Origin of the sequence: Kordia aestuariivivens (genome assembly GCF_014397005.1) — a bacterium.
GTDB lineage: Bacteria > Bacteroidota > Bacteroidia > Flavobacteriales > Flavobacteriaceae > Kordia > Kordia aestuariivivens.
Genome location: NZ_JACGWS010000025.1, coordinates 1 through 17,866, shown reverse-complemented (window position 1 = coordinate 17,866; position 17,866 = coordinate 1). Strand labels below are relative to the sequence as shown.

19 protein-coding genes are annotated in these 17,866 nt (G+C 35.2%); 12 read left to right on the top strand and 7 right to left on the bottom strand.

Annotation, left to right across the window (positions count from 1 at the left end):
• The first annotated feature begins 14 nt into the window (after nt 1-14).
• The 3 genes from H2O64_RS23615 to H2O64_RS24270 are packed head-to-tail and all read left to right on the top strand — an operon-like array spanning nt 15 to nt 2,080.
• Entirely contained in the window at nt 15-1,133 is a 1,119-nt protein-coding gene (locus tag H2O64_RS23615; RefSeq protein WP_187564718.1) for a serine hydrolase, read from the top strand.
• On the top strand, nt 1,130-1,954 hold the full coding sequence (locus H2O64_RS23610) for a M23 family metallopeptidase (RefSeq protein WP_187564717.1): 825 nt from the start codon (nt 1,130-1,132) through the stop codon (nt 1,952-1,954). Before H2O64_RS23615 ends, H2O64_RS23610 begins: the two co-directional genes overlap by 4 nt.
• 3 nt (nt 1,955-1,957) lie before the next feature.
• Complete coding sequence (locus tag H2O64_RS24270; RefSeq protein ID WP_262890664.1) at nt 1,958-2,080, top strand: hypothetical protein; 123 nt, start codon at nt 1,958-1,960, stop codon at nt 2,078-2,080.
• On the opposite strand, the gene H2O64_RS23605 is transcribed toward H2O64_RS24270, so the two are convergent.
• From H2O64_RS23605 to H2O64_RS23585, 5 genes are all read right to left on the bottom strand, one after another.
• Nucleotides 2,077-2,457, bottom strand: a complete 381-nt coding sequence (locus H2O64_RS23605; RefSeq protein ID WP_187564716.1) for a VOC family protein — start codon at nt 2,455-2,457, stop codon at nt 2,077-2,079. The two genes, H2O64_RS24270 and H2O64_RS23605, sit on opposite strands and share 4 nt — an antisense overlap.
• Nucleotides 2,458-2,461: 4 nt before the next feature.
• Nucleotides 2,462-3,418, bottom strand: coding sequence for an NAD(P)H-dependent flavin oxidoreductase (locus H2O64_RS23600; protein WP_187564715.1), 957 nt, complete (start codon nt 3,416-3,418; stop codon nt 2,462-2,464).
• Nucleotides 3,419-3,421: 3 nt separating this feature from the next.
• The gene (locus tag H2O64_RS23595; protein WP_187564714.1) at nt 3,422-5,044 is read right to left on the bottom strand and encodes a S8 family serine peptidase; all 1,623 of its coding nucleotides are present in this window, start codon (nt 5,042-5,044) and stop codon (nt 3,422-3,424) included.
• A 36-nt stretch (nt 5,045-5,080) separates the two neighbouring features.
• A complete protein-coding gene (gene mnmA, locus H2O64_RS23590) occupies nt 5,081-6,268 on the bottom strand; it encodes a tRNA 2-thiouridine(34) synthase MnmA (RefSeq protein ID WP_187564713.1) in 1,188 nt (395 codons plus the stop codon).
• 326 nt (nt 6,269-6,594) lie between these two features.
• On the bottom strand, nt 6,595-7,743 hold the full coding sequence (locus H2O64_RS23585) for a carboxypeptidase-like regulatory domain-containing protein (protein WP_187564712.1): 1,149 nt from the start codon (nt 7,741-7,743) through the stop codon (nt 6,595-6,597).
• Nucleotides 7,744-8,079: 336 nt separating this feature from the next.
• Here H2O64_RS23585 and H2O64_RS23580 point away from each other — a divergent pair, with 336 nt between their 5' ends.
• The 9 genes from H2O64_RS23580 to H2O64_RS23540 all read left to right on the top strand — a co-directional run bounded on the left by H2O64_RS23580 (nt 8,080) and on the right by H2O64_RS23540 (nt 16,063).
• Nucleotides 8,080-8,409, top strand: a complete 330-nt coding sequence (locus H2O64_RS23580) for a hypothetical protein (RefSeq protein ID WP_187564711.1) — start codon at nt 8,080-8,082, stop codon at nt 8,407-8,409.
• Between the two features lie 6 nt (nt 8,410-8,415).
• Nucleotides 8,416-9,516, top strand: a complete 1,101-nt coding sequence (locus H2O64_RS23575) for a glycoside hydrolase family 3 protein (protein ID WP_187564710.1) — start codon at nt 8,416-8,418, stop codon at nt 9,514-9,516.
• A gap of 7 nt (nt 9,517-9,523) precedes the next feature.
• Nucleotides 9,524-10,474 carry an SDR family NAD(P)-dependent oxidoreductase gene (locus tag H2O64_RS23570; RefSeq protein WP_187564709.1) on the top strand — a complete coding sequence of 317 codons (951 nt, stop codon included), beginning with the start codon at nt 9,524-9,526 and terminating at the stop codon, nt 10,472-10,474.
• Between the two features lie 17 nt (nt 10,475-10,491).
• Nucleotides 10,492-11,142, top strand: a complete 651-nt coding sequence (locus H2O64_RS23565; RefSeq protein ID WP_187564708.1) for a nucleotidyltransferase family protein — start codon at nt 10,492-10,494, stop codon at nt 11,140-11,142.
• A 3-nt stretch (nt 11,143-11,145) separates the two neighbouring features.
• On the top strand, nt 11,146-11,385 hold the full coding sequence (locus tag H2O64_RS23560) for an acyl carrier protein (protein WP_187564707.1): 240 nt from the start codon (nt 11,146-11,148) through the stop codon (nt 11,383-11,385).
• 1 nt (nt 11,386) lies between these two features.
• Complete coding sequence (locus tag H2O64_RS23555) at nt 11,387-12,469, top strand: glycosyltransferase family protein (protein ID WP_187564706.1); 1,083 nt, start codon at nt 11,387-11,389, stop codon at nt 12,467-12,469.
• A 5-nt stretch (nt 12,470-12,474) separates the two neighbouring features.
• Nucleotides 12,475-13,650, top strand: coding sequence for a radical SAM/SPASM domain-containing protein (locus H2O64_RS23550; protein ID WP_187564705.1), 1,176 nt, complete (start codon nt 12,475-12,477; stop codon nt 13,648-13,650).
• A 93-nt stretch (nt 13,651-13,743) separates the two neighbouring features.
• On the top strand, nt 13,744-15,063 hold the full coding sequence (locus H2O64_RS23545; RefSeq protein ID WP_187564704.1) for an AMP-binding protein: 1,320 nt from the start codon (nt 13,744-13,746) through the stop codon (nt 15,061-15,063).
• Between the two features lies 1 nt (nt 15,064).
• Nucleotides 15,065-16,063 carry an LLM class flavin-dependent oxidoreductase gene (locus H2O64_RS23540; RefSeq protein WP_187564703.1) on the top strand — a complete coding sequence of 333 codons (999 nt, stop codon included), beginning with the start codon at nt 15,065-15,067 and terminating at the stop codon, nt 16,061-16,063.
• 86 nt (nt 16,064-16,149) lie between these two features.
• Here H2O64_RS23540 and H2O64_RS23535 read toward each other — a convergent pair whose 3' ends face one another.
• Nucleotides 16,150-16,320, bottom strand: coding sequence for a hypothetical protein (locus H2O64_RS23535; protein WP_187564702.1), 171 nt, complete (start codon nt 16,318-16,320; stop codon nt 16,150-16,152).
• A 160-nt stretch (nt 16,321-16,480) separates the two neighbouring features.
• Nucleotides 16,481-17,587: a ligand-binding sensor domain-containing protein gene (locus tag H2O64_RS23530; RefSeq protein WP_187564701.1), complete on the bottom strand. Its 1,107-nt coding sequence runs from the start codon at nt 17,585-17,587 to the stop codon at nt 16,481-16,483.
• Between the last annotated feature and the right edge of the window lie 279 nt (nt 17,588-17,866).

Below are 17,866 nucleotides of genomic sequence, written 5' to 3'. Positions count from 1 at the left end.
AGTATCTTGTATACATGAAAAATCTACTCGTTTTACTTCTCTTATTATTTTTTAGCTGTGCGAAAGAGGAAAATAATCCTATTTTGTTTGCATTGAATGCAGATTCAGAAAAGATTCAGTCAGTGATCAATAATTTGGAAGCTCATGAAATTCAAATTAGAGTTACGGATGCTACTGGCAAAGATTTTAGTTTTCGAGTAAATGATTCCGTTTATTTTTATCCTGCTAGTAGTGTAAAATTTCCAATTGCTTTATTTGCCTTAGAAAAAGCCAACGAAATTCCTGAAATTGATAGCGAAACCAAATTTGTAATAGCAGAAGATTCTATACAAACCAACATTCAGAAAGAAGTTCAAAAGATTTTTGCCGTAAGTGATAACGAAGCCTACAATCGATTGTTTGAGTTTTTGGGTCAAGATGAAATTAATAAACGCTTACGCGCGAAAGGTCTTGAAAAAGCGATTATTAGACATCGATTGAGCACAGAAAACGCGGATGATCTTCAGACAAAAGCAATGTTATTTTTAAAAAATGATGATATAGTTTATGATCAAAAAGCAAAGAAGAATCAAGAAATTGAGAACCTTCGTATTTTGAATGCGCAGAAAGGAAAAGGCTTTTACCGAAACGATTCATTGATTCAAAAACCAATGGATTTTTCACAAAAAAACTATTTGCCAATCAACGAATTGCACAAATTGATGCAACAATTATATTTTCCTGATTTATATGACGAAACAGCGCGGTTTCAACTATCAAAAAGCGATCGCGACTTTGTGATGAAAGTCATGTACGAAACACCAAAACAACAAGGTTTTGATACGGAAGAATATTATGATAGTTATGTGAAATTTTTCATGTTTGGCGATACAAAAAAAACAATGCCTAAATATATTAAAATCTATAATAAAGTTGGGTATGCATACGGGTTTTTAACAGACAGCGCATACATCGTAGATGAACTGAATGATATTTCGTTTGTGATTACCGCGACAATTCATGTCAATGAAAACTTAATTTATAACGATGATACGTATGAGTACGAAACGATTGGAATTCCATTTTTAGCCGAATTGGGTAGACAAGTTCATGCTTTCTATTTAGAAAAAAAGCAAAAAGATACAACGCCATGAGAAACCTATTTTTCTTTTTACTATTGAGTTTTTCTGTTTGTAATGCACAACATGTTTCTATCAAAAGAGATTCTATTTCATCTACTAAAGACACCATTTTTTTATCTGTAAAAAATAACATGCTGTCCCCAATGTTTTTAAAAATAATTCCAATTGATAGCACCTCAAGATCAATAGTTTATACAAAAAATACAGTATTACAACCTTCAGAAAAATTGATAGGCTTCATGAAGGTTCCACGTAATATTTTAGAAACAGATACTTCCAAGATAAATTTGAGTAACTATTTTAGTTTTAAAGCTGGTTATGGCGATCCGAGTACGGTAAAACACAATAATACGTATCAATATTTATTACCATATAAGAAAAGGCGAAAGTTGATTCAGGGAAACTTTGGAAAATTTTCACACGATCATATTGCGTCCAATCATGCGTTTGATTTTGGAACTCAAATTGGCGATACTTTATACGCTGCGCGCGAAGGAAAAGTTGTGATGCTTAAGGAAGATTCAAAAAAACACGGACGTACTCGAAAGTATATTAATGACGGTAATTATATCATAATTCAACACGATGATGGCACTACAGCTTCGTATTATCATTTAGATTTTAAGGGTGCATTGGTAGAAAAAGGCGATCTTGTACAAAGAGGGCAAGTAATTGGAATCTCAGGAATGACAGGCTTTACAACAGTTCCGCATGTGCATTTTGTGGTTCATAAAGCTACTGTTGACAACGGAAATGTTTCAGTTCCAATTCAGTTTGAAGGTTATATTGGAAAGAAATTTAAAAAAGGAAAACGCTACGCGCGGAAAAAATAAATTATGGACGGTCTAAATATCGTTATCATTATTGCTGTACTCCTATTTGCGAGATTAGGCTTCCGATTGTACAAAAATTTCCCAAAATCTGATGATGAGAATGATACAACTAATGAAGATAATTAAACATCCTCATAAAACGTCAAACCATTTTTATCTAAGTCATAAAAAGCAAATTCTTTGGTTCCCCAAGCGGTTTCTTTAAGAGATGTTTGTGCGTGAAACATTCCTTTGTTTTTGTATTCCTCAAACAAGTCAGCCGTGTTTGAAACTAAAAAGCGTAACATCGGACGATCAACAGTGTGTTCCCATTCGGAAGCATCATGCCATTGCAAATGAATTTCGACATTTCCTCTTCGAATTCCAGCATATTTCGGATCTTTCGCATCATCTGCAAACGCAAGCGTAAACCCCAAATTATGAACGTAAAATCCGATAGACGCCAACACATCTTTTACCGCTAATACTGGATGTACACTTAGAAATTGTTCGGTTGATTTCATTTTTTTAGAATTTATTTTTAATCAAATTCACACTTTGCTCAAATTCAGAAACCATATCACTAACCACAGTTGCTGCAGGTTTGATTTCGTGAATTAACGCAGAAACTTGTCCAATTTCCAATTCGCCTTCTACCAAATCGCCTTCAAACATTCCGCGTTTTGCGCGTGCTCTTCCTAGTAAAGTTTTGAGCTCGTCCACGCTTGGAGCTTTGGTGTATAATTCTTCTAAATCTTCGTAGAATTTATTTTTCAGTAACCGAACTGGCGCCAATTCTTTCAACATCAATTTGGTGCTTCCTTCTTTGGCCTCGACTACTTTTTTCTTGAATTCTATGTGTGATGAAGCCTCTTCGGTTGCCACAAAACGACTTCCAACTTGTACGCCGTCTGCTCCTAAAACCATTGCGGCTAACATCGCTTTTCCACTTCCAATTCCGCCAGCTGCAATCAAAGGAATCTCTAATTGTTCTTTTACGATTGGAATTAAAGTTAAGGTCGTTGTTTCCTCGCGTCCATTGTGTCCACCAGCTTCAAAACCTTCAGCAACAACAGCATGTACGCCAGCATCTTGAGATTTTAATGCAAATTTTGAACTGCTTACTACATGTGTTACGGTAATTCCATTTTCCTTTAAAAAAGGTGTCCACGTTTTAGGATTTCCCGCAGAAGTAAAGACAATTTTCACGCCTTCTTCCACAATAATATTCATGATTTCTTCAATATTCGGATATAACATCGGAACATTTACACCAAACGGTTTGTCGGTTGCTTTTTTACATTTTTGAATGTGTTCGCGCAATACATCTGGATACATAGAACCTGCGCCAATTAGACCCAAACCGCCAGCATTACTGACCGCAGAAGCCAATCGCCAGCCGCTTGCCCAAATCATTCCACCTTGAATTATTGGATATTTTATATTGTATAATTGTGTAATTCTATTCTGTGCGAACAAAGTCATTCGTTATTGTTTTATGAGTTTTTTGGTAAATTGTACTCCGTTTGCCTCAATGCGTAAAAGATACATTCCAGAAGCCAATTCACTAATATCAATGTTTTTATATGTTGTGTTTGTCGTGTATGTTTTTACCGTTTTCCCTACTAAAGTTCCAACGGTAATGGTTGCATTTTCAAAACCTTCTGGTAATTTTATTTGTACGATCGCTTTCGCGGGATTTGGGAAGACTTGAATTGTAGCTTCACTCCTATTTTCTGCAACGGATAAGGTTAAAATCACCGATTCAAAATCTGGAATTCCATACCCCAATTGTATCGTTGGGTTTGCATAAATAGAAGCTGATTCGCGTACGAGTTGCATCAATTCCAAATTGGTTTTGTTTGGAAATGCCTGTACCAAACACGCCATTCCTCCCGCAATAATTGGCGAAGAAAAAGATGTTCCATTTGAAAGCTCTACATTTCCTCCCGAACTTACGACATATACACTTTCACCTTGCGCTACCACATCAGGTTTTACAGGAATGTTTGGTGTGCGTCCACGCGAACTAAACGAAGCATAATTTCCACTTCCGTTCACAGCTCCAATTGTGAAACCGTTTCCATCGCCCGGCGCAGTGATAATTCCCCAAGCTGGATCATTTCCAGAGTTTCCAGCAGAGTTTACAATCAATAATCCTTTTTCAACAGCGATGTTAGAACCTTTGGTAATAAAGGTCGTATTTCCGTCCATATCTGCAATTGTGTAATCGTATTTACTTTCGTCAAAAGTATTGTAACCCAACGATGTATTTACTACATCAACACCTAAACTATCGGCGCGTTCCGCAGCTTCTACCCAATACGATTCTTCCACAGGCGTTTCAGTTGCTGCATCTTCTGTTCTGAATAAATAATAGCTTGCATCTGGCGCAGTTCCTACAAATTGCCCATCAATATAACCTGCCATATCTGACAATACATTGGTTCCGTGACTGTTTCCTGTATATAAATACACATCCGAAGTTCGATCTACAAAATCATAGCCATTTAGCAAATCGCCATTATCGCGTAATCGCTGAAAAGCTGCCATAGTGTTTACATTCGTAAAACCGCCATCTAATACGGCAACTGTTACACCTTCACCTGTATAATCTGCCTCATGAATCTTGTCAACTTTGATCATTCCTACTTGATTGGAACCATCACCATAGTTGTACATCACTAAGGTTTCAAACTTTTCCACAGTTCTTTCTATTTGCGCTACTGCAGAAGGTCTACTTGATACGTTTAATGATCGATCTGCATATACAATTTGGTTGACAAAAGCCAAATTCAACAGCGCATTAATATCAGTTTGCGTTCCTAAAACATGTACACAATTGAACCATTTTGATTTCGCTTTGACTGTAATTCCTGTTTGTGCTTTCACTTGCGTGATATACAATTCGTTTACAGGAATATCGCGTTCATCAATGACAACTCCATGATTTACTTTACGATCGATTGCTTTTTGCGTTAGAATCGTTATCGGATTTGCCAACGAATTTGCTACATCAGGTTTATCTGTAAAATAAATCCAAGCATGTTCGGTTTGTGCAAAACTGAATTGTGTAAAGAATAAGATTCCTAATACGATTAACTTTTTCATAGTATTTTTTTAAGGTTTCAGGAATTAAAATTTCAATTATGAGATGACTCCAGAACCAATTAATTCGTCCTCAATATACCAAGCTACAAATTGTCCTTCTGTGATGGCACTTTGCGGATTTTCAAAATCTACATACATGCCGCCGTCAATTTTATATATCAATGCTTTTTCAAGCGATTGACGGTAGCGAATTCGCGCCATCACTTCCATAGACTCGTCTGGCTGCAACGCCAAATCTTCGCGAACCCAATGCAATTCATCATCTTTTACAAATAAGGTACGTCGGTATAATCCTGGATGCGATTTTCCTTGTCCAGTATAAATTATATTTTCTTTTACGTCAGTTTCTATCACAAATAGCGGTTCTATGGTTCCGCCAACTGCCAAGCCTTTTCGTTGCCCTTTGGTAAAATAATGCGCACCTTGATGTTTTCCTACTACTTTTCCATCAGTTTGTTGGTAGGTGTATTTTTCAGCATAAAACGCCAATTCTTCTGCTTTGCTTGTAAACTCAGGTACTATTTTGTGATAGCTTTCTTTTTCTTGTGGAACTTCTACAATGACACCTTCTTTTGGTTGCAATTGTTGCTGTAAAAAGTCAGGCAATTTTACTTTTCCGATAAAGCATAATCCTTGCGAATCTTTTTTATCGGCAGTAATTAAATCTGCTTTTGCTGCAATTTCACGTACTTCTGGCTTTGTCATTTCACCAATTGGAAATAATGCTTTTTCTAGTTGTTCTTGTGAAAGTTGACACAAAAAGTATGATTGATCTTTGTTATCGTCTTTTCCAGCTAGCAATCTATGAATTTGTTTTCCTTCTTTTTCAATCGTTTCTTTTCTGCAATAATGACCTGTTGCAACATAATCTGCACCTAAATCCAAGGCGATTTTCATGAATACATCAAATTTTATTTCACGATTACATAAAACATCCGGATTTGGCGTACGTCCTTTTTCGTATTCGTTAAACATATAATCAACGATACGTTCTTGGTATTGTTCGCTTAAATCTACGGTTTGAAATGGAATTCCAAGTTTGTCTGCAACAATCAAGGCATCATTGCTATCTTCTAACCATGGACATTCGTCAGAAATGGTCACCGAATCATCGTGCCAGTTTTTCATGAAGAGTCCAATAACTTCATATCCTTGTTCTTTGAGAAGATATGCAGTTACACTTGAATCTACACCACCTGAAAGTCCTACTATTACTCGTTTCATTTTTTTCTTTTCACTTATTTCTTTCGATAAGACGAAACTTACCTGAATTGCTGACAAAGATACTACCTTTTTCGCTTTTTTACGAGGTCATTCGCGCCAAGCGTATTTTCGAAATTAGAAATTACTGAGAGTGTCGAAATAGTTATATGTATAAAATTGATATAAACCTAAGATCCCGCTATGCAGCGGGATTAGTTCAACTTAGAATTTTGAATGCGTCTTAGATACTGAATCGAGTTCAGCACAAGCTTTTCAAAATTGAGTTTCACTAACAAAAAAGCCTGAATGGAAAGAACATTCAGGCTTTTCTAATTAATTTACATTTGTTACAGCGAAGACAATTCAAATACTAAGTATTCTAAAAGTCTGTCTACTGTGCTAAATCCGTCGTCGTGATTTTCCGTATGAAATGAAGAGTAAAACACGCCGCCGTTTCCAACTATAAATGTAAAAGCCAAGTCTTTATTTTCTGTAATTTCTGTACCAGCTACGTCTCTGTAAGTTACTGGTCCGTTGAACCAACTTATGACAGTTGCATCATTTGCACTATCTACTACTTGCCATGCTGGTAAAAATTCGTCAAGTAATACTGTATCATTATTATCTATCGTAATGTTGAAATTTACTTGCAACCAAGCAATTAAATTTGGATCAAAAATAGTTGCATTTGTTGAAACTGATTGCCCGCTTTTTTCTTCATCTAAGAAATCGATATATTGTTGTCCATTGCCTGTAATTCCTTCAACATATTTAAAAGCCCAATCGGTTGCGTATAAGATTCCGCCATTGTTTACATAGTCAAATATGTTTCCGTTGAATTCAGTATAGCCTTCGTTTAATCCACAGTTTAAAAAGAGAATATCGTATTGCGCTAACAACGTTGGCGAAGCTACTAAGTCTGCAAAAGTATAGGCTACATTTGGTTGTAAATTTGTAGAGTTTTCAGGTAAAAATATTCCAGGATCATTTCCATGATTGTGTCCGTGATGACCTGCATTTCCTGAAGGTCTTAATAAGCCAGTTCCTTGAATAATGTCAAATAATGGTTCTTGTGTAAACGGATTTACCAAACCAATATCGTACAATACAGATTCAATATTGTCATAACTTCCTGTGACAACACCAATTCGAGGAAATACTTCAATTGGAATGTTTGGAAGTGTTATATCATCATCTTCTGCGACTTCTACTGTTCGTGCCGAACTGAATAATCCTTTTTGCAATGCTAATTCATACGTTCCGGCTTGTAAGTTTGTCAATGTAAAACTTCCGTCTATTCCTGAAATTGTTTCAGAAACAATTGTTCCGTCTTTACTTGCAGTAATAATTCCGTTTACAATAGGATCAAGATCGTTTGGTGCTAAGAATTTACCAGAAACACTACTTTCTGCTAATGGAGCTGATTCGCTGTCTTTTTCACAAGAAGTAAAAAAAGAAATTGCGAGTAATATCAAGATAAGTTTTTGAATTTTCATACTCTTTAGGTTAGGTTTGTATAAAGTAGATGGCTGAAACATCTTTTAGTTGCGTGCGAAATAAAGTTTTTAATACTTTATTTTTCAAGCGATTAAATCATCGCTGTTTAGAATAAAACAATTTAAAATTTAAAATTCCCCTATGTTATTTTAAAAAAGCTGTGATTAGTTTGCTTACGCGATACTTCATGGATATGTTAATACTTTGTTAGACATTATTTGTTGTTCTTTTTATTTCATCTTTTTTACCGTATATTCGATTTAACAAGTATAAAATCTCCTTATAAATATAGATTTCCTCTTGTTTATAGCGCACAAAATATTTCGTCAAGCAAAATGAAAATCGTTCAAATAGATTCTTGCGAACCAAAATTGAAAGTACAATTTGAAAAAGTATTCAAAATGCGTGTTCCCCATGAAAATGCTATTTACCAGAGCAATGAAGAGGTAGAACGTGAGTACTTTAAAACTGGTGGCATATTTTATGTTAAGTATAGAATAAATTATAAAGTTGGTGACGAGCAATGTTTTAGCGATCGGGTTATTTTATTTTTTCACAAAAATGGTGAATTGGCATATTGCTTTTTTTACGACAATTTTGTGGTGGAACAATACCATAAGTTCGATCAAGACGGAGACAAAACCATTGAAGCAATTAAAAAATAGTAGTACATGAAATTGAAAATAACAGTTATTATTATATCCTTTCTTTTTGTTTGTAACACAAGCTTTTCGCAAGAAACAAAAACGGATAGTCTCGATATTAAAATTGGTCAAATGATCATGTTGGGTATTGGAAGTGATACCGAAATACGATCTGACAATAAGATTCTAGCCGATATTAAAGCGCAGAAATTGGGCGGTGTTTTGATCTATGAAAAGAATATCACAAAGCTGAATTCGGTTGAAAATTTAAAAAAATTAATAGCAACACTTCGAAAAGATGAAATCCTTCCGTTGTTAGTAAGTATTGATGAAGAAGGCGGAAAAGTAAACCGATTGAAGCAAAAATATGGGTTTCCAAAAACGGTTTCAGCAAAATATTTAGGCGAAGTTGATGATGTTGACACGACAAAGTATTACAGTGATATTATTGCGCACAACCTATTAGAACTGGGCATTAATGTAAATTATGCGCCCGTTTTAGATGTTGATAATGCAGACAATCCACCAATTGGAAAAAATCATCGTGCGTTTTCTGAAAATCCAGAAGACATTATCAAACATGCGCGACAAGTGATTTTGAGTCATCGTTATTTTAATGTAAAAACGGTTATAAAACATTTTCCGGGACATGGAAATTCGAAAGAAGATTCACATTACAATGTAACTGATGTGAGCAAATATTGGCAACAGAAAGAAATTTTTCCGTATATCAAATTGTTATATGAAGGAAATGTAGACGCAATTATGACTGCGCATATTGTAAACGAAAAACTGGACGATTCTAAATTACCTGCAACACTTTCTAAAAAGATTATGACCGATTATTTACGCGGCGATCTTGGTTTTGACGGCGTAATTTTTTCAGATGATATGCAAATGAAAGCAATTGCTGATCAATTTGGATTTGAGAAATCGATTCAAATGGCGATTCATGCGGGCGTAGATGTGTTGATGTTTTCAAACCATATTCCAATGAAAGGACGCGATATGATTCTTCCAAAAGATATCATTGATATTGTCAAAAAGATGATTGCTGACGGTGAAATTTCAGAGAAACGCATTGACGAATCGTATCAACGTATTTTAAAATTCAAAGAAAACTTATAATTCATTTATGAAGAAAATTCTAATCACAGGCGGAACTGGTTTTTTGGGTCGTGCGTTAGCACGAAAGTTCAAAGAACACTATCATGTGGTGCTTTGTGGGCGGAATAATTACTTGAATGAACGCGTCCGAAAAGTGTTGAATTGTGAAGTAATTCCAATGGATATTACCAATATGGATGCTGTACGCGAAACTTTATCGCTCACAAAACCAGACATTATTATTCACGCGGCAGCGACAAAATATGTGCATTTAGCAGAACAGTTTCCCAACGAATGTTTAGACATTAACATCAAAGGTTCACAAAATGTTGCTAGAGCTGCTATTGAACACAATGTAGAAACCGTGATCGGAATTTCTACAGATAAAGCAAGTGCCCAAACCAATTCGTTTTACGGTTTGTCCAAACGTGTCATGGAAAAGTTATTCATTCTCATGAATAATGATGAAAAGACAAAATTTGCTTGTGTTCGGTTTGGGAATATTGCCTGGTCCACAGGTTCTGTATTTCCGATTTGGGAAAAAATGCTGAAAGAAAACAACAATTTAATCGAAACAACTGGCGCGCACATGCGACGCTTTATTTTTAGTTTGGATGATGCCGCAACCTTGGTTGAAAACTGCTTGATTCACATAGAACATACAAAAGGAAAAATATTATGTCCAGAAATGAAAACGGTTTTTATGCAAGATGCTTTGGATTGTTTTATTGACCTCAATGGCGGAAGCTACAAAAAGATTCCGGCAAGAGCTGGCGAAAGTATTGACGAAGTAATGATTGATCCGTACGAAGTAAAATCGACTTCAAAAATAGAACTTGGTGGCGAATCATTTTTCTTGATTCACAATCATGATGTGGAAAATCCGATTGGTGATTTTGTCTCTACCGAAAATCAAGACCACTTAGAAAAAGACGCATTAAAGAAATTACTAACCTTTACAACCGACAACATATTTTGATTACAAATGCTTTGATAATGGCTGCGGGACGAGGATTGCGAATGATGCCTCTGACAACCAATACCTCAAAAGCAATGATTCAATTTAACAATGCCATGTTGATCGGGAATTCGTTGAAACAATTAAAAAAACTAGATTTACAATCTATCAGTATCACGGTGGGTTATAAAGGTGCCGAATTAGCCGAATACGCAATTAAAGAAGGTGTTCACAACATTTTCAATACCAACGAAAAGGGAAATGCTTGGTGGATGTACAACACACTTTTAAAGCAATTAGACGCGCCATTATTGGTATTGACTTGTGATAATATTGTTGAGATTGATCTCGAATGGATTTCAGCACAATACCTCAAACACAATTCGCCAACGTGCATGCTCATTCCGGTGACGCCCGTGGATGGAATTGAAGGCGATTTTATTCAAACAAAAAACAATCAAATTATAAATTTAAGTAGAACCGAAAAAACACCAATTTACGGTTCGGGCATTCAAATTCTGAACCCAAAAAAGATTAACGATTGTACTGAAAAAGCAGACAATTTTTATGACGTTTGGACGCAACTCATCGCACAAGAATTATTAATAGCTTCTGAAACGTACACCAAAACCTGGTATTCTATCAATACCGAAGCACAATTACACACCGCAGAAAAATTATACACTTAAGAAATGAAGGAAAAATTAGCTAGCATACTCACTGAGATTTTAGACGAAACCATTACGTCAAATGATTTTCAAGAAGAAACGAATATGACGACAGATTTAGGGTTGACATCATTGAATATGATGTATTTTATTTTAGAACTTGAAAATGTTTTTGGCGTGGAAGTCGATTTGGAAGAAATTGACTTAGATACGTTTTTCACTTATAAATCACTCAGAGAATTCATCGAGCGAGAACAAGCCTAACATGAAAAACAAGGAAACGGATACGATTAATATTGTTTCATCCATTATTGGTTATGGCGTTTATTTTCCTGCGTTGATTCTGTTTGAACAACTGAAAGCGCTTGGTTATAACGTAAATATTTATATCATTGAACGCTTCTTTGACGAAAAAGCAACCTCCGAATTTGAACGTACCAAAACTGCTTTTAAGAAAGATGTGCGTTTGGTACAAATTGCCTCAAGAATTCCTGTAAAGTACACTGAAAAATTAAGTATCAGGAAAACCGAAGCACTTTTTCAAGAATGGTCAAACAATAATTCCACGCATTTTTTATGCTTTTCAGGATTGTGGTTAGAGACGCTTCATGCGTACAAAAATCAACATCCAAATTGTACGATTGATGCTTGCCGTGTAGATTCGGCAGTAGCTGCAACTTGGGGAATGCTTTCGAAACATACCGAATTGATCACGAATGATTTGTCGTTTTTTACTGCTTCCGAAAATAAAATCAATTATGTGTTGAACATTCCAGAAATACAACCTGTTCCCTATCTCAAAAGAGAAAACAACGTAACGATTCATGGTGGCGGATGGGATTTGGGCGATTTTACCACGACAACCGAACAATTCACAAATTATCATGTAAACTTAATTGTGAACGATTTGAATGTCGATTTCAACACTAAAAACACTACTTTACACGCCAATAAACCACACTGGAATCCGTTGTATGAAGATGGTTTTCCTCCTTTCGGGAGAATGAACTCAGATAATTCAATTACATTTAAAGCCAATAAAAAACATCCAGGAATCTTGAACGTACTCGCTAAAAGTAACGCAATTGTAAGCAAACCTGGCGGAATGACTTTGATGGATTCGTTAATTACAGAAACGCCTTTGATCTTTCTAAAATCTGTTGGAAAGAATGAAAATAGCAATAAAAAATTGTGGGAGACTTTACAATTAGGAATTCCAATAGAAACGTGGCAAAAAAGTGAACATCAAGCGACAACTTTAACCGAAATGCACGAACGGATTATTGCTATCAAAAAAGAAACGCCATGTTTTCTAAAAACGTATATAAATTTACTCAATAACTCATAACACGCATGCAACCAAAAAGTAGTAAACCATACAAAAAAGAAGCATTAAAGCGATTGAAAGAGAAGATTGATTTCACGCGAAAGTGTTATACGGAACGATTAAAAGATCCAACGTATGCAACTGAAGTTCCGAATGAAATTGGCTTGAAATTGACCAATCGATGCGATTTGCGTTGCACACATTGTTTTCAATGGAATGATGTTGGTTTTCACAGACATTTAGACAAAAAAGAAGTGAAAGTTCAAGGTGATTTGGATATTGATATTATCAAGAAATTACTGGAAGAAACACGTCATAAAAAGTCACATATTTATTTATGGGGCGGCGAACCGATGATTTATACCTATTGGAACGAATTGGTAGAATTGTTGGCAAATGATCCACGTGATACGGTGGTTTGTACAAATGGTTTATCGATCAAACGGAAAATAGATTCGTTGATTAAGATTTCTGATAAATTGACAACTTTGGTCAGTGTGGAAGGTTTGGAAGCGCAACACGATAAACTCAGAGGAAAAGGAACGTTCAAGAAAATTATGGACAATGTAGATCATTTGATTGATTTGCAACAACAAGGAATTTACAAAGGACATATTTCGATTGCTGCCGTTTTTAGTGAAGATGTCATTCCGCATTTGTATGAATGCTGTGAATATTTTGAATCGAAAGGAATTGATACTTTGTACTTTAATTTTCCTTGGTATATTCCTGAAGATGAATCTGCTAAGATGAACGATTTTTATGAAGAAAAGTTTTCTTGGTTGGAGAAATCGCGTATTAAACGCAAAACCTGGGAATCGTTTGATTTTCATATTGATATGAAGTTGTATGATGATTTGTTGGCGCAAATTCATCGCATCATGGAAAAAACATGGAACATTCGCATTCGGTTTCAACCAAATTTGGAGTTGCATGAAATTGAAGCGTATCTGAGAGGGAAATCACAAGCGCCATCGTGTAAAGCGACGTGTTTAGGAATTTCAAATCGTATGGATGTCATGCCTTCTGGAAATGTGGTTTCGTGTAAAAAGTTCACAGAGTTTAAAATGGGGAATTTGTATGAAAACGAAATGAAAGACGTTTGGCATGGTGAAACGTTTACCAAATTCCGCGAAACACATAATAATGAGTTAATGCCGATTTGCTCGAAGTGCGAGATTTTGTTTTCTAATGGAATGTAGTGTTTCGCTTTCGCCCAACGTTTTGGGTTTTGGGTTTTGGGTTGAAAAAACCTTTTCTGTACTTTAGAAAAGAAAAAAGTTGAAAATAACAGCATGAATTTATATGATCTTTTAACAAATAGAAAACCAACAGAAACGTATCTTCAGACGGAAAGTGCGTCGTATACGTTTGCAGAGTTATTTCAGTTTGTGGACGATTTTGAAAAAGAGTTTTTTGACGAAAGTGATCAAATTATTGCGCTGAAAATAAAAAATCAGGCATTGCTCGTTTTTTGTATTTGGTCATGTATCAAGCATAAAAAATCATTTGTGTTACTTCCGTTTCAACTAGATGCAACTCTGGAAGAAAGTTTATTGCGTGAAGCTTCTTGCCGTTTTGTAATTACAATGAAAGAAGAAAAAGTAGGCGCATCGTTTTCTGTAAACGATTTGACTTCGTATCAAACAAAAGGACAATCAGAGAATCATCAAACTATAGAAAAAGCTTCGATCGGATTTATTTCTAGCGGAACGACAGGAAAGCCAAAGTTGATTTGGAATACATTTCAGCAAGTTGAGAAAAGTCTGGACGCAATTCGTTCGCATGATTTTATGCCCTATTGCAACGAGCAACAGGTTTTGATTAGTCCATTTTTGACACATTCGTATGGTTTTAGTGCGTTGCTCGAATACACATTAGGAAATAGCACAATTATTATTCCGAGTGAAGCTTCGTTCACTAGCGTATTTCACTTGATAAATAACAAGAAGATACAAGTATTGGCAACTGCAATAGAAGGCGTTTCATACTTTTATAAGCAATTGCTCGTATTTAAAAAGAAGATTCATTTCAGCAACTTACAACATATTGGTTTTGGTGGCGATTTTGTTCATGATTCCTTATTGAAATCACTTTGTGAAATATATAATGATGTTTCGTTTTCGGTTCGCTACGGAGTTTCTGAAATTCCCTCTGTGATTGGTCTGAACAGATTTACATCGTTGGAAAATAATACAAAATCATATACGATACTTCCGCTCTATGCTATTCAAATTGCTACTGAAAATGATGACGAAATTTTAGTGAATTATACGGATGATTCCACTCAAATCGCCACAGGAGATATTGGCGTTTTTGAGAACAATCAACTTACTATTATTGATCGAAAAGCATCTTTTTTGAAGGTGAAAGGCTATAAAATTTCACCCAATTTTGTTGAAAAAACAATCTTAGATTTCGAAATGATTCAAGAAGTACAGGTATTCGCAAAGAATGATAGTTTGATCGCACATATTATTCCACATAAAAATTACCAAAAAACTGAATTGATCAACTATCTTAGAAGCAAGTTGCCAAATTATGCGTTGCCAAATAGTATCAAAGAAGTTGAAACTATTGAACGAACGAGCACAGGAAAAATTAGGAGACAGTAATATGAGCGTACAAGTATTTAATCTTTTAGGAATTTCACGCGATTCAATTTTTGAAGAAAAGTTATCGTTTGCAGATTATTTAACGGACTTCATCACACAAACAGACGCGCTCAATTTTTCAGGAACATTGTTGCCAGAATCTATTGAAGGTCCAATAAATCCTTGGTTTTTTGCACAAGAGTTATTATCAAAATCTTCTAAACTTCCGTTTATTGCGATTAATCCGTGCTTTGTACATCCATTGTATGTAGTACGAAATTTGTATAATTTGTCTACGTTTTACCAACGTCCTATTTACCTCAACTTCATTACAGGCGGTTCGGCTGTGGATTCGCTCAAGATAAACGATTCGCTTTCTAAAGAAGAAAAATACAAGCGTTTGGATGAGTTCATCACGATTGTACAAGAGTTATTGACCGCAAATGAAGGTGAAACCTATTCTTTTAAAGGAACGTATTACACCTTAGAAAATATTGTTTTTAAAGGTTCACTGCCCGAAAATCTTCAACCTGTGTTTCATATTGCTGGAAGTTCTGAACATGCCGAAAACTTGATTCAGAAAAAAAACATGATCCAATTAAAAATGGGCGAAAGTGCTGCGAAGATTTCTATCAACCGTGCTAAAAAAGTAAGTTATCATTTTGGAATTATTGCACGCGAAACTTCTGAGGAAGCCCAAGACGTATTAGCTACCTTTTGTAAGGTTGATCGGAAACGCACTATTTTACAGCAGATTTCCATTAAGCAATCCAATTCGGTTTGGAAACAGAAAGTATACGAAAATTATAAAAGTTCAGCAGAAGATCCTATTTACAGCTTAACGCCTTTTATGAATGGCTATTCGGATGTTCCGTATTTAGTAGGAAGCTACAAAGACGTAGCGAACTATGTACAAAATTATATTGATCACGGAATTGAAAGCATTATTATTGAAATCCCAAAGACTGGCTACAACGAACTACAAGAAATAGATACTGTACTTACAGCCATCAAACAGTAAAACCGTTCACTTATAAACATAAAAAATTGCCTTCACACGTAGTTGTACGATATGAAGACAATATGTATATTATAATAAATCTTATTTTAAGATGATCTTGACGGCGATACTGGTGCTTTGTGATCACAACAGCTACACGTTGGATCATCACAATCTGCTCTTTTATGATTTAGGTTTAAACCACCAACTTTAAATCCACCAAGTAATGATTCTTTTTGGTGCACTTTTAGAACTTTCATTTTTTTATTCGTTTTCATATATGTATACTTTTTAAGTTGTTTTCAACTACACTATAAGTATTATTTTGTTTCGAGAAGAATTTTCGGTAGCTTTTTAATGTTTTTGTGACGTGTTAATGTCATGAACTTGTGAGGTTTGGAACGAGTTAATAGCATTTTTTTGTGTGTACGTTTTTTATTAATGAATTCTGTCAAATGATTTGCCATTAAACTTACATACAGCACCATTATCCATACCCAACCATAAATCGCCATTTTTATCTGTATAGATTGCCCTTACAAACATACTCGTAAGTCCATTTTCGGTTGTGTAATTCGTAAGTGATTTACCATTGTAAGACCACGCACCAGAATCACGATCCCCAAACCAGATGTTACCATTGCGATCTTCCCCGATCGAAAAAACATGGTTAAGCGTGCCTTTTGGTGAGATTGTCCCACCTGTTTGACCATTTTTGTCATTAAGCCCCATTTTTTCAGTGAAGTTTATCGTCTTGGTTCCATCATAGTATAAAACTCCAATTCCATTGTTTCCAATCCAGAGATTTCCTTTGCTGTCTTCAAAGATACTGCGCACATGATAATCAAAACTTCTTTCGTTGATGAAAATGAAAGATTTTCCATCATAGCCTAATACACCGCCGTAACTGGAAATCCATACTTTGTTGCCTTTACTTTGACTGATTCCTGTAACTGGTCCTGTAATGCTAAATGAGTCATGATTACTATCCAAGACCGGGAAAGTTAAATAGGAAAGGTTTTGTCCGTTGAATCGATATATTCCACCTGTACGGTCTTCTCCATTGCTAACCCAAACATCACCTAATGTTTTTTTCCATTTATTCTCTTGAGGATTTACTGAGTTCTCAAGATTTTTATCGCTGTGAATGATGAATTCTTTTCCATTATAACTGCTGATTCCGTTTCCCGTTCCGAACCAAATATTTCCATGTGTATCTTCTTGAATTGTTCTGATTTGGTTATTACTTAAACCATCTTTCTCGGTGAAATATGTGAAAAATTTTCCATCATATCGGCAAACACCTTCTTCGCTACCAAACCAAAAATTACCTTTACTGTCTTCAAATATGGCGCGCACCATGCTTGTATATCGTAATTGCATCACAGTGTCTCTGTCAACCTCAACAGGTTTGACATTACTGGTCTCAGGCAACTTCACAGGATTATTGTTTTTAGAACCTTTATTTATACAAGAACTAAGTAGTGAAAACAAGATGATTATCTGAACGATTCCTGTATAATGTGTATGTTTAGATTCTTTCACTTTGTTTTTGGGATTTTTGAATGATGCGCAACGACTTGTATATGTTTCGTTGCGTGAATAAGAACCTAATTTAGTAAATATAAACTGAATAGAAAGTTTGCTAGGTTTTTGAAAGACATCTTGACGTTTTTTATAAAATATCATGTAAAAACAAAAAGAGGCTGTCTGAAAAGGCAGTCTTTTTTTTTGCAATTTTTTGAAGTAATTCTTAACTTTAAGAATGAGCAGAAAAGTTATTTTTAAGACCTATTGTCAAGATCAGTTAAGTCTTTTACCTCC

Excerpts from the sequence above, each read along its gene's own strand:
- H2O64_RS23615 (WP_187564718.1), top strand. The coding sequence starts at position 15 with ATGAAAAATCTACTCGTTTTACTTCTCTTATTATTTTTTAGCTGTGCG.
- H2O64_RS23610 (WP_187564717.1), top strand. The coding sequence starts at position 1,130 with ATGAGAAACCTATTTTTCTTTTTACTATTGAGTTTTTCTGTTTGTAAT.
- H2O64_RS24270 (WP_262890664.1), top strand. The coding sequence starts at position 1,958 with ATGGACGGTCTAAATATCGTTATCATTATTGCTGTACTCCTATTTGCG.
- H2O64_RS23605 (WP_187564716.1), bottom strand. The coding sequence starts at position 2,457 with ATGAAATCAACCGAACAATTTCTAAGTGTACATCCAGTATTAGCGGTA.
- H2O64_RS23600 (WP_187564715.1), bottom strand. The coding sequence starts at position 3,418 with ATGACTTTGTTCGCACAGAATAGAATTACACAATTATACAATATAAAA.
- H2O64_RS23595 (WP_187564714.1), bottom strand. The coding sequence starts at position 5,044 with ATGAAAAAGTTAATCGTATTAGGAATCTTATTCTTTACACAATTCAGT.
- mnmA (WP_187564713.1), bottom strand. The coding sequence starts at position 6,268 with ATGAAACGAGTAATAGTAGGACTTTCAGGTGGTGTAGATTCAAGTGTA.
- H2O64_RS23585 (WP_187564712.1), bottom strand. The coding sequence starts at position 7,743 with ATGAAAATTCAAAAACTTATCTTGATATTACTCGCAATTTCTTTTTTT.
- H2O64_RS23580 (WP_187564711.1), top strand. The coding sequence starts at position 8,080 with ATGAAAATCGTTCAAATAGATTCTTGCGAACCAAAATTGAAAGTACAA.
- H2O64_RS23575 (WP_187564710.1), top strand. The coding sequence starts at position 8,416 with ATGAAATTGAAAATAACAGTTATTATTATATCCTTTCTTTTTGTTTGT.
- H2O64_RS23570 (WP_187564709.1), top strand. The coding sequence starts at position 9,524 with ATGAAGAAAATTCTAATCACAGGCGGAACTGGTTTTTTGGGTCGTGCG.
- H2O64_RS23565 (WP_187564708.1), top strand. The coding sequence starts at position 10,492 with ATGGCTGCGGGACGAGGATTGCGAATGATGCCTCTGACAACCAATACC.
- H2O64_RS23560 (WP_187564707.1), top strand. The coding sequence starts at position 11,146 with ATGAAGGAAAAATTAGCTAGCATACTCACTGAGATTTTAGACGAAACC.
- H2O64_RS23555 (WP_187564706.1), top strand. The coding sequence starts at position 11,387 with ATGAAAAACAAGGAAACGGATACGATTAATATTGTTTCATCCATTATT.
- H2O64_RS23550 (WP_187564705.1), top strand. The coding sequence starts at position 12,475 with ATGCAACCAAAAAGTAGTAAACCATACAAAAAAGAAGCATTAAAGCGA.
- H2O64_RS23545 (WP_187564704.1), top strand. The coding sequence starts at position 13,744 with ATGAATTTATATGATCTTTTAACAAATAGAAAACCAACAGAAACGTAT.
- H2O64_RS23540 (WP_187564703.1), top strand. The coding sequence starts at position 15,065 with ATGAGCGTACAAGTATTTAATCTTTTAGGAATTTCACGCGATTCAATT.
- H2O64_RS23535 (WP_187564702.1), bottom strand. The coding sequence starts at position 16,320 with ATGAAAACGAATAAAAAAATGAAAGTTCTAAAAGTGCACCAAAAAGAA.